Source organism: Sulfurospirillum sp. SCADC, from assembly GCF_000743525.1.
Lineage (GTDB): Bacteria > Campylobacterota > Campylobacteria > Campylobacterales > Sulfurospirillaceae > Sulfurospirillum.
In genome coordinates, this window is record NZ_JQGK01000013.1 from 38,510 (window position 1) to 52,539 (window position 14,030).

General features: G+C 42.6%; 11 protein-coding genes and 1 tRNA gene. 3 read left to right on the forward strand and 9 right to left on the reverse strand.

Translation table 11 applies throughout. From position 1 onward, the window contains the following. Positions 1-82 precede the first annotated feature (82 nt). A tRNA-Ser gene (locus tag JU57_RS09175) sits at positions 83-170 on the forward strand. A 34-nt stretch (positions 171-204) separates the two neighbouring features. On the opposite strand, the gene JU57_RS09180 is transcribed toward JU57_RS09175, so the two are convergent. From JU57_RS09180 to JU57_RS09200, 5 genes are all read right to left on the reverse strand, one after another. After that, on the reverse strand, positions 205-3,348 hold the full coding sequence (locus JU57_RS09180) for an HsdR family type I site-specific deoxyribonuclease (RefSeq protein ID WP_037959985.1): 3,144 nt from the start codon (positions 3,346-3,348) through the stop codon (positions 205-207). A gap of 9 nt (positions 3,349-3,357) precedes the next feature. Continuing rightward, the gene (locus tag JU57_RS09185; RefSeq protein ID WP_037959987.1) at positions 3,358-4,536 is read right to left on the reverse strand and encodes a restriction endonuclease subunit S; all 1,179 of its coding nucleotides are present in this window, start codon (positions 4,534-4,536) and stop codon (positions 3,358-3,360) included. Continuing rightward, positions 4,523-7,117: a type I restriction-modification system subunit M gene (locus tag JU57_RS09190; protein WP_037959989.1), complete on the reverse strand. Its 2,595-nt coding sequence runs from the start codon at positions 7,115-7,117 to the stop codon at positions 4,523-4,525. Before JU57_RS09190 ends, JU57_RS09185 begins: the two co-directional genes overlap by 14 nt. A 122-nt stretch (positions 7,118-7,239) precedes the next feature. Continuing rightward, positions 7,240-7,869 carry a tetratricopeptide repeat protein gene (locus JU57_RS09195; protein ID WP_037959992.1) on the reverse strand — a complete coding sequence of 210 codons (630 nt, stop codon included), beginning with the start codon at positions 7,867-7,869 and terminating at the stop codon, positions 7,240-7,242. Between the two features lie 9 nt (positions 7,870-7,878). Then, the gene (locus JU57_RS09200) at positions 7,879-8,547 is read right to left on the reverse strand and encodes a hypothetical protein (RefSeq protein WP_294876960.1); all 669 of its coding nucleotides are present in this window, start codon (positions 8,545-8,547) and stop codon (positions 7,879-7,881) included. Between the two features lie 177 nt (positions 8,548-8,724). Here JU57_RS09200 and JU57_RS09205 point away from each other — a divergent pair, with 177 nt between their 5' ends. After that, positions 8,725-9,375, forward strand: a complete 651-nt coding sequence (locus tag JU57_RS09205) for a GntR family transcriptional regulator (protein ID WP_037959997.1) — start codon at positions 8,725-8,727, stop codon at positions 9,373-9,375. Between the two features lie 129 nt (positions 9,376-9,504). Here JU57_RS09205 and ttdB read toward each other — a convergent pair whose 3' ends face one another. Both ttdB and ttdA read right to left on the reverse strand, forming a co-directional pair. Next, entirely contained in the window at positions 9,505-10,116 is a 612-nt protein-coding gene (gene ttdB, locus JU57_RS09210; RefSeq protein ID WP_037960000.1) for a L(+)-tartrate dehydratase subunit beta, read from the reverse strand. Then, positions 10,113-11,012: a L(+)-tartrate dehydratase subunit alpha gene (gene ttdA, locus JU57_RS09215; RefSeq protein WP_037960002.1), complete on the reverse strand. Its 900-nt coding sequence runs from the start codon at positions 11,010-11,012 to the stop codon at positions 10,113-10,115. The genes ttdB and ttdA overlap by 4 nt, the downstream gene beginning before the upstream one ends. Before the next feature lie 220 nt (positions 11,013-11,232). Here ttdA and JU57_RS09220 point away from each other — a divergent pair, with 220 nt between their 5' ends. Further along, a complete protein-coding gene (locus JU57_RS09220) occupies positions 11,233-12,420 on the forward strand; it encodes a multidrug effflux MFS transporter (protein WP_037960004.1) in 1,188 nt (395 codons plus the stop codon). On the opposite strand, the gene mutY is transcribed toward JU57_RS09220, so the two are convergent. Beyond that, positions 12,376-13,350, reverse strand: a complete 975-nt coding sequence (gene mutY / locus JU57_RS09225) for an A/G-specific adenine glycosylase (RefSeq protein WP_037960105.1) — start codon at positions 13,348-13,350, stop codon at positions 12,376-12,378. The genes JU57_RS09220 and mutY overlap by 45 nt on opposite strands. Next, positions 13,338-14,012, reverse strand: a complete 675-nt coding sequence (locus tag JU57_RS09230; RefSeq protein ID WP_037960005.1) for a uracil-DNA glycosylase — start codon at positions 14,010-14,012, stop codon at positions 13,338-13,340. The genes mutY and JU57_RS09230 overlap by 13 nt, the downstream gene beginning before the upstream one ends. Positions 14,013-14,030 lie beyond the last annotated feature (18 nt).

A 14,030-nucleotide genomic window follows, 5' to 3' on the forward strand; every position in this document is an offset into this window, starting at 1 on the left:
AAAAGAGATTAATAGCGTTACATGTAACGCTATTAATCCTCAAATAAGCACAAAATCGTTATACTTCCACTCTTCCGATCATAGAGAGGTGTCCGAGCGGTTGAAGGAGCACGCCTGGAACGCGTGTGTGGGGCAACTCACCGAGGGTTCGAATCCCTTCCTCTCTGCCATAATTTCTCAAAACTCCTTAATGTACCTTTCATTTTATAACTCATACCCACCTTTGATAATAAACTCTTTGAGAAAATTATAGATTTTTTTATTGATATCTTTAGGGGCTATCACACTCCCTTCTGTTTTTTCAAAATAGGCTTTTGCTTTTGTCTTATCCACACTATTTTGCAAACTATCCATACGTCCGTATTCATTGATATTGGCTTCTGTAATCTTAGTATTTAACATTTCTTGGAGTTTTAGTTTATCTAAGCCAAAGAGCTCAACGACTTTTTGAATTTGTGCATTTTTAGCGCTTGCTGTATATTGTGTGATGTAGTCTTTAAAGGATTTATTTGAATCTGCATTGATGTTAATATCGCCATTTTGAACATCATGCAAAAAGATATTGGCATACTTTTGCTCTTCTTGACTCAGCGATGCAAACGATTTATGCAGTTCATTGAGTGTTTTTTCAACGTCTATAGCATCACCGTTATGAAGGGTTTTAAGGTACTTTTCAAACCGTGAGTTCATAAAGTCGGTGTCTATCTTAGCCGTATCTATTTCGGTGATGTACCCTTCAATCTCAAAAGGCACTTCATCCTTTCCACCGTCTCCGCCGCCACTTCCACTGCTTGAAAGCTCTTTATAGCGTTGTACTAAAGCCAGATATTCCTGCTCATCCAAATTGAGCTTCACACGAGCACTCTCTTCAAAGGTGTACTCAAGCTTCTCCCATGTAAAGCCTTGAATTTTAGAAGCTTCAAGCGTGTTGTTAAACTGTTTAAAGAGTTTTACAAAGCTCCCTCTCTCACTAAGGTCATCGGGAAGTTTCTCAAAGTTCAAAATGCCTGCATTCTTAAAAAGCTCAGAAATCTCATCAAAAAGGGCATTGAGCTTTTTAAGATTGCCTTCTAGCTTATCGGCAAAAAGCTCAAACGGTCTATCGCCTGAGTACAACTTAATCGCTTTGTTAATATTTTCTTCCATCGTATGAGGTTTACGATAGTAACGAATCGTACCAAACGGCTTATCCATGCCAAAAAGCCTGTTGGTGCGTGAAAACGCTTGTATGATATTTTCATACTCTAACACTTTATCCAGATACAACGTATTGATCCACTTAGAGTCAAACCCTGTGAGCATCTGATTGACCACGATGAGCAAATCTATCTGCTTGTGCGGTGTTTTTACTAGGGCGTTGTAGGGTTTTTTGTGGGCAAGCCTTAAAGCGATGTCTTTTTTAAATTTAGCAAACGTTTTCAATGAAAAATCTTGCCCATAGCGTGCGTTATAATCTTCGATGATTTCAACCAAACCCTCTTCTTTAAGCACAAAACCTTCTTCATTGTCGATAGTCGGGTCAAACAAAACCGTGATTTTTAGATCAAGCCCTGCTTTTTGGGTTTTATCTTTCAAAAGCCGATAGTAATCTATCGCCTCAGGGATGCTGCTCGTGGCAAAAAGAGCGTGAAATTTAGCGTTTTGACTCAGCGTTATCCAGTTTTCAACGATGTCTTTTACGACTTCATTTTGATGCTCACTTGCTCCGTATTGGGACATAGGCACAAAATCCTCCACCCCTTTGATGTACACTCCTGCACTATCAGTATACCCTGCCATCTTCATCTCATTCATAAATTTAAGATAGATTTTTTTCTTTTTGGGCTCACTGAGTGCGTCTATCTCATCATCGGCTTTGGCTTCTTGTAACGCTACTGCTCTTCTTAAATCTCTGTCTTTGTAGGTTGGCATCTTATACGGGTCAAACCCTAGGACATTTTTATCGATCAGTCCATCGGCGATGCTGTAACGATGCAGTTCATCACCAAAGACGGTTGCGGTGGTGTTCTTTTTCTTTTGGTTTTCATCGTGTATGGGCGTGCCTGTGAAACCAAAAAAGAGTGCATTGGGAAACGTACTTTTGATGATGATGAGCATATCGCCAAAGGTAGAGCGGTGGCACTCATCGACGATGAAGACGATTCGTTTTTGACGCATCTTTGCGATGTCTTTTGCTTTTAGTCCCTCATCTTCGCTGTTGATGTTGCTCATTTTTTGGATGGAAGTGACGATGAGCGTATCGGCGGGTTTATCGCTTTTGAGTTTGGTGACAAGCACACGTGTGTTTTCGGTGGCTTGCACATCTTCGTTCGGGTCGGCAAACGCTCTATACTCTTCGAGCGACTGTGTTCCTAGCTCGATTCTGTCCATCAAAAAGATGACTTTATCGGCATCTTTTGAGTTGGCGATGAGTTGGGCGGACTTGAAGCTTGTGAGGGTTTTGCCTGAGCCTGTGGTGTGCCAGATGTAACCGCCACGCGATTTTTCACTCTTCCAGTCATTTTTGGAAACCGTGTCGCTTATTTTATTGGCGGCATAGTATTGGTAACTGCGCATGACTTTGAGCACACCATCGCCATCATCGGCTACGGTGTAAAAACCGATAAGCTGATGCGCCATAGGGATCGATAAAAGCCCTTTCATGGAGACGATCTCTTTCCAATGGTCAATATGCACATTGTTAAAATCCGCCCAATGAAAATAGTAGTCTTTGTTAAACGCTCCATCGCCCCCAGGGTTTGCAAAGTAGACGCACTCCTCAGGCTGCATCGCTACAAAAACCTGAATCAAGGAAAATATCCCCGTAAAAACGCCCTCATAGGCGTACTTTTCGATTTGTGTGTATGCCGCAGAGACGGGCACACCGCTTTTTTTAAGCTCGATGTGGATGAGTGGCATCCCATTGATAAGCAGCATCACATCGCCACGGCGGTCATTGAGGATTTTGGACGTGGTTTTAAAGAGGGGTTGTTGCACGATCTGGTAGCGGCTTTGCCCTGCGGCTATCTCTTGCCTGTCATAAATCTTGAGGCTGACCTCTTTTCCCAAATGCAGCGCATCGTTTGGGTTGTCTCTGATGATAGAGATGGTCTTACCGTTGATAAAACCGTTGAGTTTAAGCGGTGTTTTAAGCTCGATGATTTTCTCGATGATCTGTTGCATCTCGCTTGAAGTAAGGGGTACTTCATTGAGACGGTCGATGCCTTTGTTGTTGGCAAAAAGGATGTCCGCCCAGTTTTGAAGCAGAGCCTCTTCGGTGGGGTTTTTGAGTACCGTCTCTTCCCACCCTTTTTGCGTGAGCTCTTCTATGAGTGCTTTTTCAAATGCCGCTTCGCTTTCAAATGCCATCGTTTCCCTTTATACAAACATCTTTGCCAATAAGGCTTTTTTCATGGTTTTAAGCTTTTCAAGCTCTTGTTGGTGAAGGTCTATCAGTGTGTCGAGTTTTTGGAAGTAGTTGCCGATTTTGGTTTGTTCGTTTATATCAGATGGAATTTTTATATTTAAGTCCATCATGATATTTGCATTCAACTTTGCACGACCGCCACCCACTAAAAATGGTTCTATATTAATTTTAGATAGTGCAAATTTTAAAAAAACATTATCTGCAATATCCATTTTCGCTTGAAGTACATGCGCATGGTTATTAACCCAAATTTTACCATTAACATATTGCACAGGGTAATTTTTTAAATCATTTGCTCCATCTTCTGCAATAAGAATAAATTCACCATCATGGGTATGTCCTTTTACATAATCTTGTATTCCATTTGCTCCATAATATGGCGTGTTTCCAGCTATCCTATTCACGGCTGATATGGGTACTCTCAAATTATCATACCTATTCACTATTTCATCTAATATTTTTTTTTCCCACTCGCCACTAAAGCCTTTAAAGCGAAGTTTTGGGGTATATTCTCCCTCTTGGGGGAAGAGTTGAGAGAGCATCGCTGTTTTAAACTGCTTGAGCTTTTGGTACTTTTTCTCTTTTTGTTCAATCAGCACATCTAAACGCTGAAAATACTCCCCAATTTTGGTTTGCTCTTCAATATTTGGAATTATGATATTCATATTAGAAAGTTGTTTTCCTGATATTTCTAAAAATGTTGAGCCTGACGAATATTTTAGTGCATATTTTTTTATTAAAAAACCTGCTGAATATATAAAGTATGTATCATATCTATCTCTTAAAATTAAAGATTGAAAGCCTTGATTTGTAGCTCCATCTTTACTTAAAATTGCCATATTTCCAATACCTGCACGACTTGTAAATAATATGGTTTTACCAGAGGGAAGAATTTTTGCTGAGCTTTTCTCTAATCCTAATTGTGTTATTTTTTTAACACTACCATTTGCATAAACTTGATTTCCAATTTCTGTTGGTGAGTACCAATCAATATTTCCACCCCAATATTCTGCAATACTTGTGCTTGGAGTTCCGCCTCCTATGATATCTGCAATATCACCCAACTGCTTTTTTTTCCACTCTCCACTAAACCCCTTAAAACGAATGTGTGGTGTTTTACTTTGAGGCATTGTGACCCTCTAACAGTGCTTTAAAGGCGTGAAGCCCTTGCATATCAAAAGCATCGCCGTCTAACTCGTCTATCATGAGAGAAAGCTCTTTCTCTGTTTTTTGCATCTCATCTTCGATACTCTGGAGCGTTGTTTCGTACTTGTTGGCGAGTTCTTGAAGTGTACTTGTAAGATTGTCGATGACCCCTTTTGGTAGCTTGTAGAGTGCTTCAACAAGGGGGTTTATCCATTTGCGTTCAAGCAGTTCATACACTTGCTTATCGTCTAAGGTTTCGATGGTCTTTTTCGTTTTTAGATGTAAGGCTTCCGTGTCAGCTTTGAGCTGTTTTTTAAGGGCTTTTTCTTCTTCGATGAGCGCATCAACGCTAAGGATTTTGGCTTCGTATGTGTCTTGCTCAAACACAGCTTTTTGCTTCATCTGCGCTTTAAGCTCTTTGGCTTCTTTGGCGACTTCGGCATTGACAAAGCCATCTTTGGACTCTTTGATGGTGTCGGCTTCTTTTTCTTCTTCACTCAAAGATTCTAAGATTTCTTCATACGCTGCTAAAATCTCCGAGAGCCTTAGCTCTTTTGCTTTAAGCGCTTCTAACTCTTCTTTAAGATACGTCTCTTGCACCAATGAAAAAGGCATAATATGCCCAATCCACCCCTCTTGCACCTCTTGTTCTTTGCCATCTTTCTTTTTTAGAACCATGTTGGCATCGACTTGGCGTGTGGCTTCAAAGCCTTCGGTTTGGATGATCTCCAAATCCACAGCGATGCTATGCCAGTTGTCATCGAGCAGTTGATAGGCTTCGTAGCCATCGATGAGCGGAATGTTTTCCAAACGCTTAAAGATAGCATCGCTTAAAATGCTTTGCTCTTTTGGAATCTTAACACTTAAAACCTGCTCCAAAAGCTCTTGTTTTAGAAACTCCCTCAAGTCACCAAACGAAGCATCAAAGGTATTTGTAAAGGTTTTGATGTCGCCATGTTCTGTGATGGTTTTTTGAACGTCATCGGTTTTGATATGCGTGTATGCGCTTTCAACATCATCAAACAACGCATTTTTAAGTGTGCTAAACGCTTCCCAATACGCGCCGAGTTGGTGTATCTCGCTTTGAGGTATGCCTCCAAACATCGTGGCATAGATGTCAAAGCTCTCCTCTTGTGCGGAGCTGTCCACATAGCGTGGGATGTTGAGGTTGTACTCATTGGCGCGTATCTCATTACAGCTGACAACTTTTGAGTAGCCAGAAAGGGTGCTTCTGTTGATGAAGGTATCGGCGATTTTTTTGATGTCTCTGGCTCTGAGTTTATTGTTTTTGCCAACTTTTTCAAACCCTTTGGACGCATCGATGATGAGTACGTCGGTGTTAACTCTTTGTTGTCTTAACACCATGATGATGGTAGGAATGCCTGTACCAAAAAAGATATTGGCAGGCAAGCCGATGATGGTATCGATATGGTTGTACTCGATGAGATTACGGCGTATGCTTCCCTCTTCACCACCACGAAAAAGCACCCCGTGCGGTAAAACGATGGTCATGATGCCATCAGGTTTGAGGTGAAAGAGGTCATGCAGTAAAAACGCATAGTCTGCTTTGGTTTTAGGAGCAAGCCCAAAACGAGCGTACCTCGGGTCAAACTCTTTGTTTTCATTGTCCCACTTTTGGGAGTACGGCGGATTTGAAACGATGGCATCGATGTACAAAGGTGCGTATGTCCCCATCGGGTCGTTTTCATCAAAATACGGCCAGTCATCTTCTAAGGTGTCCGCATTGCGGGTGATGATGTTGCTAGGAAGGATGCCTCTCATGACTAAGTTCATACGGGTAAGGTTATACGTGTTTTGTTTGAGCTCTTGAGCGTAGTATTTGATGTTGTTTTCATTATCCATGTGTTTTGCCACACTGTTACCGATGTTGATAAGCAGTGAGCCTGAGCCACTTGTAGGATCGTAAATCTCTATCTTTTTTCTATCTTTTAGGGCGTGTGCCACGAGTTCTGACATCAAGACAGAGACTTCATGCGGGGTATAAAACTCTCCTGCTTTTTTCCCAGCAGTCGCTGCAAACATACCGATGAGGTACTCATAGATAAAGCCTAGCACATCGTAGTCTTGTTTGGAGTTCATCGGTATGTCTTTGATGAGATACAGCAAAGAGCTAATCGCTTTTGTTTGAGACTGTGCATTTTCACCGAGCTTACTCAGACCTGTTTGCAAGGTGTCAAAAATGCCATCAAAGAGTTTTTTATGCTCTTTGCTAATCAAACGGCTAAATGCAGACAAAGCATCTCTCACATTGGAGACATCAAAATCACGTCCGAGTTTTATCCATGTCGAAAAGAGGTTTTCATATGCAATGAAAAAACCAAGCTTTTCTTTAAAATAGGTCACATTTTCGGCATCTTCTTCCGATAAGCTTTGTAGGTCTTCTGTACTGTAGCCTTCTTGCTTTGCAAATTTTTCTTCTTTGTCACAGAGGTATTTGTAAAAAATAAACCCTAAAATATAATCTTTATACTCATTGGCTTCAATTTTTGAGCGCATTTGGTTGGCGGACTCCCAAATTTTAGCGGCTAATTGTTGTTTGTTCATTACTCTTTCCTCATTCTCATGTCGCTATACGTGGGTTTTTACGTTAGCGCACATTGTACCTAATGTATATTTTGGGTTTTATTATGGAATGTATTATAGGTGTTTGGAGTATCTTCTTAAATTTACTGCATCTCACTCTTTAATTTTCCATACTTATCGCACGCTATAGAAAGTCCTTGTTCACATGCTTTTTGGTAGAGCAAAAGTGCTTTGTTTAAATCTTTTGGAGCGCCTTGTCCGTTGCGGTACATCACTCCTAGGTTATAGCAACTCTTTTCGTACCCCTCGTTGCAGGTTTTTTGGAACAATTCAAACGCTCTTGCATAATTTTGCTGAACGCCATTTCCTTTATAGTACATCAAAGCCGTGTTATAACATCCTCTGGTATGCCCATTTTCACAGGTTTTATAAAAGAGGGTAAAGGCTTTAATGGTGTCTTTGGCAACACCCTCACCGCTCTCGTACATCATACCTAGGTTATAACACGCATCGCTAAAATCACCCTCGCACGCTTTGGTAAAAAGCGCAACGGCTTTGGCATCGTCTTTATAAACACCCAGTCCTGCGTCGTACATATTGGCAAGGTTGTAGCACGCTTCAGCGTTATTGGCTTCACAAGCCGTTTGAAAAAATGCAGCGGCACTACCATAGTCACTCTTCTCATACGCTGCAATGCCGTCCATCAAATCATCCGCATACGACAACGGCGCACAGAGTACTAAAAATGCTAAAAGGTGTAAAATTTTTTTCATATTAACTCCTTATTTGTACTTTCCGTGATAGGTGATTTCATCAAATAATAACTCTTCCACCAGTTCAGGAAACGATCGCATATTTAAGAAAATAGCCATATTTTTAGCGATGAACATTGGGTTATTTGCCGTAGTGATAGAGTGTATAAGCACTTCTTGATCTGCCTTACTGTAATGCTTTATGGCATAGATAAAATCCTTCACACTCTCTTTCGCCACAGGGTCGTTGGAGCGTTTTTGATACGCTGCTTGCAGGGTTTGCAAATCCCATGTCGTTTGAGAGAAGACATCGCGCATACTTTGACTGGAGAGAAACTCTTCAAAAACCTGTTTTATATCAAAGTCCATAATCAGGCTCGGCTTTGAATCGCCGATAAAATAGATATTTTCACGTCGAATCGCACCACCGTAAATGTTATTTTCTTGATACGCATGCGCAATGAAAATGGCTCTTTTACCCAAACGTTTTGTCACAACCTCACTGCTTTTCAACTGTTTCCATGAAAGTGCTTGGTACGCTTTTGGATCTTTGGTATTTTTGAGAATATCCTCTTTGATTGCGTCCTGATAGACTTTTTCAACGCTTGCTTCGCCCACCACTTCGTGATTTTCGGTACCGCTGCAGCCACCAAGGAAGCCTAAAACGATTAAACATGCCATCATAGCTCTTAGCATCACCGGACTCCTTTACATTCGTTTCTACTTTATTCTATAACGGCATAACTTAAACCATTACAATCCCACAAAGTTAAGTCATAAAACGCGTTACATGTAAAACGAAATTTTGACTTTTCTTGAAAAAAAGAGCCTTGTCATGCTATACTTTACGAAATATCGAATTACAAAGAGTATTTCATGATGAATCTCACCAAAATACAGATGTTACCTGCGCGCGAACAAGTCGCTTCGATCCTTCGCTCATCCATTCTCACAGGTGGCATCAGCAAGGGTCAGTCCATCACCCTTGATAGCATCGGTGAACAAGTCGGCATGTCGCGTACTCCCGTGCGTGAAGCGTTTCAAATTCTTGCCAACGAAGGGCTCATCGAACTGCGTCAAAACCGTTGTGCCATCGTCAAAGGCATCTCCGAAGAGGCGATCAAAGACCACTATGAAATGCGCATCTTATTGGAGACCGAAGCATTTAGGCGTGCTTGTACCCATATGAACGACCAAATTCTTGAGGCGATCATACAGATCAACAAACAAGGGAAACGTGCTAAAGAGGCAGGCGATACGCAGGCGTATAATATCGCCAATCAAGCATTTCACATGACCATTTGGGAAGCTGCAGGGAGTGAAAAACTCAAATCCTTTCTCTCTCTTTTATGGAATGGTCTCTCCATGAACCGCCTCGTCACGGCGCAAGAGTACGCGGCTATTTCACTCGCTGAACACGACCAAATGGTCGAAAAACTGATTGAAAAAGATTATGAAGGGGCGTGTCACATTATGCGCGAACACATCATCCGCAGTATGAACAGCACCCTTTCTAATTTTAAATAACCTCAGAGGCGCTTTTAAAAAGCGCCTTCTCTTCTTCCTAACTCTTTGACTTCTTCTGCCTCGACAGAGGCAAGCTTTAGTGCCACAGCGGCTTAGCGTAGGTTTTTGGGCTTTGCCTAAAAACCGTGATCAAAGACCCCCGATCGAAACAATGTTCTTTGACGTCTTAGCAAGCGCCTCTTCTTTTCGAGCGTGAAAGGTCACTTTATTGGCTTCAAAAAGGTTATTTCCCTCTGTATCGATGGAGATAATCAACGGGCCAAACTCTTTGACTTTGAGTATCCAAAAGGCTTCGGGCATCCCAAATTCTGGCCACTCTTTGCCTTCGATTTTTTCCACCTCTTCGGCGGCGATCACAGCGCAACCGCCCGGGAAAACAGCGTGCACGGCAAAGCTCTCTTTGCACCCTTGCGCTGTTTTGGTTCCCATGCCACCTTTACCGATGACCAATTTCACGCCCGTTTTGGCTAAAAACTCTTTTTCATAACGCTCCATGCGCATGCTGGTTGTGGGTCCAATGGAAACCATCTCCCAACCACCTTCGACCTCTTTCACAATCGGTCCTGCATGAAAAATGGCGATGCGATCCATCGGAAGGGAGGGCATGATATTTTCTGCCACGATTCTTCGGTGCCCTTCATCCCGACATGTCACCAATGTACCGCTCAGATAAACGATGTCTCCCACGTGAAGCGATGCAATATCTTCGTCTTGAATCGGCGTTGTTAAAACTTTTTTCATAAGCTCACTCCTGTGTGCGACACCACTTCGTACGCTAAATGTTCATCCAATCGAATAATGCCGTGACGATTTGCCCAACACCCCACCGTGACACCAACCCCTAAAACCGAAGGGTGGTGCGCCATGCCTTCCACGTGGACTGCCATCACACTGTTTTTTCCCGAAATGCCCTGAGGTCCTAACCCAATCGCGTTCAGTCCTTCTTCGATGCTTTTTTCCATCGCAGCAGCTTTAGGATGCGGATGAGAGGTGCCAATGGGTCTGAGCATCGCTTTTTTAGAGAGTTTTGCCGCAGACGTCGAACAGGTTCCAATCCCCACGCCCACTACAAGCGGCGGACAGGCGTTGATACCCCAATCGACAATCGTGTCAAAGACAAATTTCATCGCCCCTTCATAGCCTGCAAGTGGCGGTAAAACGATGCTACGCCCCGGAAGTGAACAGCCACCACCGGCTTGGTACACTTCGATCTCGACGTTGGTACTCTCATCCACGATCTCCCACTCGATGAACGGAACATCCGTTCCTACATTGGTTCCAGTATTTTTTTCATCAAACACTTCAACCGCATTGAGGCGCAGTGGAGCGCTTTTGGTCGCAGCAATCGTCGCTTCTCTTAAAATGCTTCGTAGTTTTCCTAGCAGAGGAAAACGAGAGCCAGAACGGACAAAAAACTGAATGACACCCGTGTCTTGACAGGTCGGGCGATTCAGTTTTTTGGCGCGATCTAAATTATCAAACATCACATCGTAAATGGCTTTTGCCAAAGGCGCTTCCTCTTTGGTTCGAAGTTCTGTGAGCTTTTTCATCACATCATCGGGGAGCTCTTTGGAGACAATATCGATAAATTTCCCTAAAATCGCTATTAGTTTTGTTTCTTGTTCGCCGCTAGACACCCTCTACCTCCTGTTATGAAACGCCGTTTATCTCTTTTTTGTAATATGTGATATTTTATCACTATTAATTGTAGGTGAAGTGGGCTTAAAAGATTCTAAGCAGATGCCTTCTTTAGTTTACATGTCAAACGCATCACTTTTTTACATGTAAACCATCGCATTAACAGAAAATTTAAACTTTTACCTTATAATTTCGTCACACTAGCTTAAAGAGAAATGTATGTCCCACACACTCACCGAGCGTCAGGTTGTCTTAACGCTTGCAAGCCTTTCCGCGATCACACCTTTAGCCATTGATATGTATTTACCTGCATTCCCATCCATCGCAGCCGATCTGCATACGACCATTCCTAACGTCGAAATCAGCCTAAGCCTCTTCTTTTTTGGCATGGCAATGGGGCAACTCTTCGGCGGTCCCATCTCGGATGCGTATGGCAGACGCCCAATGATTGTCATTGGATTGGTGGTCTTTGCACTCAGCAGTTTTTTACTCACACTCACCGATGACATTACCCTGTTTTGGATCCTTAGAGGAATCCAATCGTTTGGTGGCGGCATCGCAACGGTCAATGTCTCTGCCATTGTGCGCGACATGTTTGATGGCAAAGAGAGTGCGCGCATCTTCTCACTCATCGCCATGGTGATGCTTATGGCACCTCTTCTTGCCCCAACCTTAGGCTCCTTAGTCCTCAAATTTTTCAAGTGGGAAGTCATTTTTATGAGTCTCTTTCTCTACACTTTTTTTGTACTGGGTTTTTATCTCATTCGCTTTCCGAAAGTGGAGCAAAAACGCTCCAAAATTACGCCCATTCAAAACTATAAAACCGTTCTTACCCACAAACAAGCGATGATTTTTATCGTCTCGCAAATTTTATGCACCTCTGGAATGTACACCTACATTACCTCTTCTTCGTTTATTTACATGGAGCATTTTCATTTGAGTGCCAGTCAATTTTCGCTCTTTTTTGGTGCAAGTGTCTTGATGATGATGGTGTGCGGACGTCTTAATGCGTGGATCGTTAAGAAAAAAGATCCTCTTATGCTGCTTCGTTTTGGTATTAATGCTCAAGCCATCGTAGGAATTCTTCTGTTTGCGTCCCAAGAGAGTACGTCGGTGTATCCCATCTTTTTATTGATTGGACTTTACATCGGTCTGTTGGGATTTATTTTTTCCAATGCGGTTTCACTCATACTGGAATTTTTTCCAACGATAAGCGCCTCTGCCAATGCTATCATTGGGGTTTTGCAGTACAGTGTGGGCGCATTTATGGGCTTTATAGCAAGCTTCTTGCATGATGGAACCCTCTTTCCCATAACCGGAGTGATGATGGTGGTAAGCCTTTTAGGAACAACACTTTTGATGTTAGGAAGTAGGGGCTATATTCCGCATCATGGTGGACAAAGCTAAGATTTTTTTATCAACCGTTGAGAGGGCTAACTGCTCAATCTCTTTACATGTAAACCAACCATCGACGTTTACATGTAAAGCATCATCTTGAATGATTTCAAGCTCGAGTTTAAAATGGCTGTAAGTGTGAATCACTTTGCCAAGACTTTTGGCATCGCTTGGTTTTTCATCGAGTTGAACAAATCCCCAAAGCCCGTGAAGCAGTCTCTGCGTGCGTTGCATAAGCCCCAACTTTCCCTCTTGAACAACGACCAAGGCAAAGCGCTTTTTCGTTGGCACTTTCGCTTTTTGAACGGCTTTTGGATAATTTTCGGGAGCATTTTTACCTTTACATGTAAACTCAAGCGGACACACCGAACAGTTTGGGTTTTTAGGTGTGCAGATCATTGCACCAATGTCCATCATCGCTTGATTATGCTCGTACGGATGTTTTACATGTAAGAGTTTCCACGCCTTTTCCCAAAGCACTTTGTCATCTTTGACGCTTAGCGCAAAGTAGCGACACACAACACGCTTCACATTGGCATCCAAGATGGGAAGCGCTTGATGGTACGCAAACGAGCAAATGGCGTGCGCCGTGCTTTTACCGATGCCTTTCAGCCCGCCAAGCTCTTCAGGATTTTTGGGCAAAACACCCTTACATGTAAGCGCAGTATGGTGAAGATTTTGAGCTCTGGTGTAGTAGCCTAGTCCTTCCCACATTTTTAAAACATCATCCAGTGAAGCCTCAGCCACACTTTGAAGTGTGGGGAAACGCTCTAAAAAAGGAAAGTAAAATCGCTCCAAAACCGTTTTAACTTGCGTTTGTTGCAGCATGATTTCGCTGAGGTATATTTTGTACGCATCATTCGTTTGGCGCCATGGAAGATCATGACGACCGTTTGTTTGATACCACGCGTAAATCGCCTCTTTTACATTCAAGCTAAACACCAATCAATCGGCTTTTTGCCGTTACTACTAAGGTATGCGTTGCTTTTTGAAAAGGGCTTGGAGCCAAAAAATCCACGGTATGAGGAAAGAGGTGAGGGATGAGGAGCGCGTAAAATGAGGTGCTTTTTACTATCAATCAGACTGGCTTTGGCACCTGCGGGTGAGCCCCAAAGAATAAACACCAAATGCTCTTTTTGAGCGCTTAATGTCTTAATCACGGCATCTGTAAAGTTTTCCCACCCTTGTCCGCGATGCGAATTGGCTTCACTCGCACGCACGGTTAAAACGGTGTTAAGCAAGAAAACTCCTTGCTTCGCCCACGCGCTTAAATTGCCACTTTTGGGAATTGCACAGCCCATGTCATCGCGCAACTCTTTAAAAATATTTTGAAGGGATGGTGGATGTTGGATACCGTCTTGTACCGAAAAAGAGAGCCCGTGCGCTTGATGGGTTCCATGGTATGGGTCTTGCCCTAAAATGACCACTTCAACGCTCTCAAAAGGTGTGTTATCAAACGCCGCAAAGATATTGGCGCCACTGGGATAAACGGTATGGCTTTTTTTCTCTTCTACCAAAAAGCTTTTTAAGCTCTCAAAATAGGGCTTTTGAAACTCTACATGTAAAACATTTTTCCAACTCTCTTCAATTTTTGGATCAACCATTTTTAACCTCATTATCTA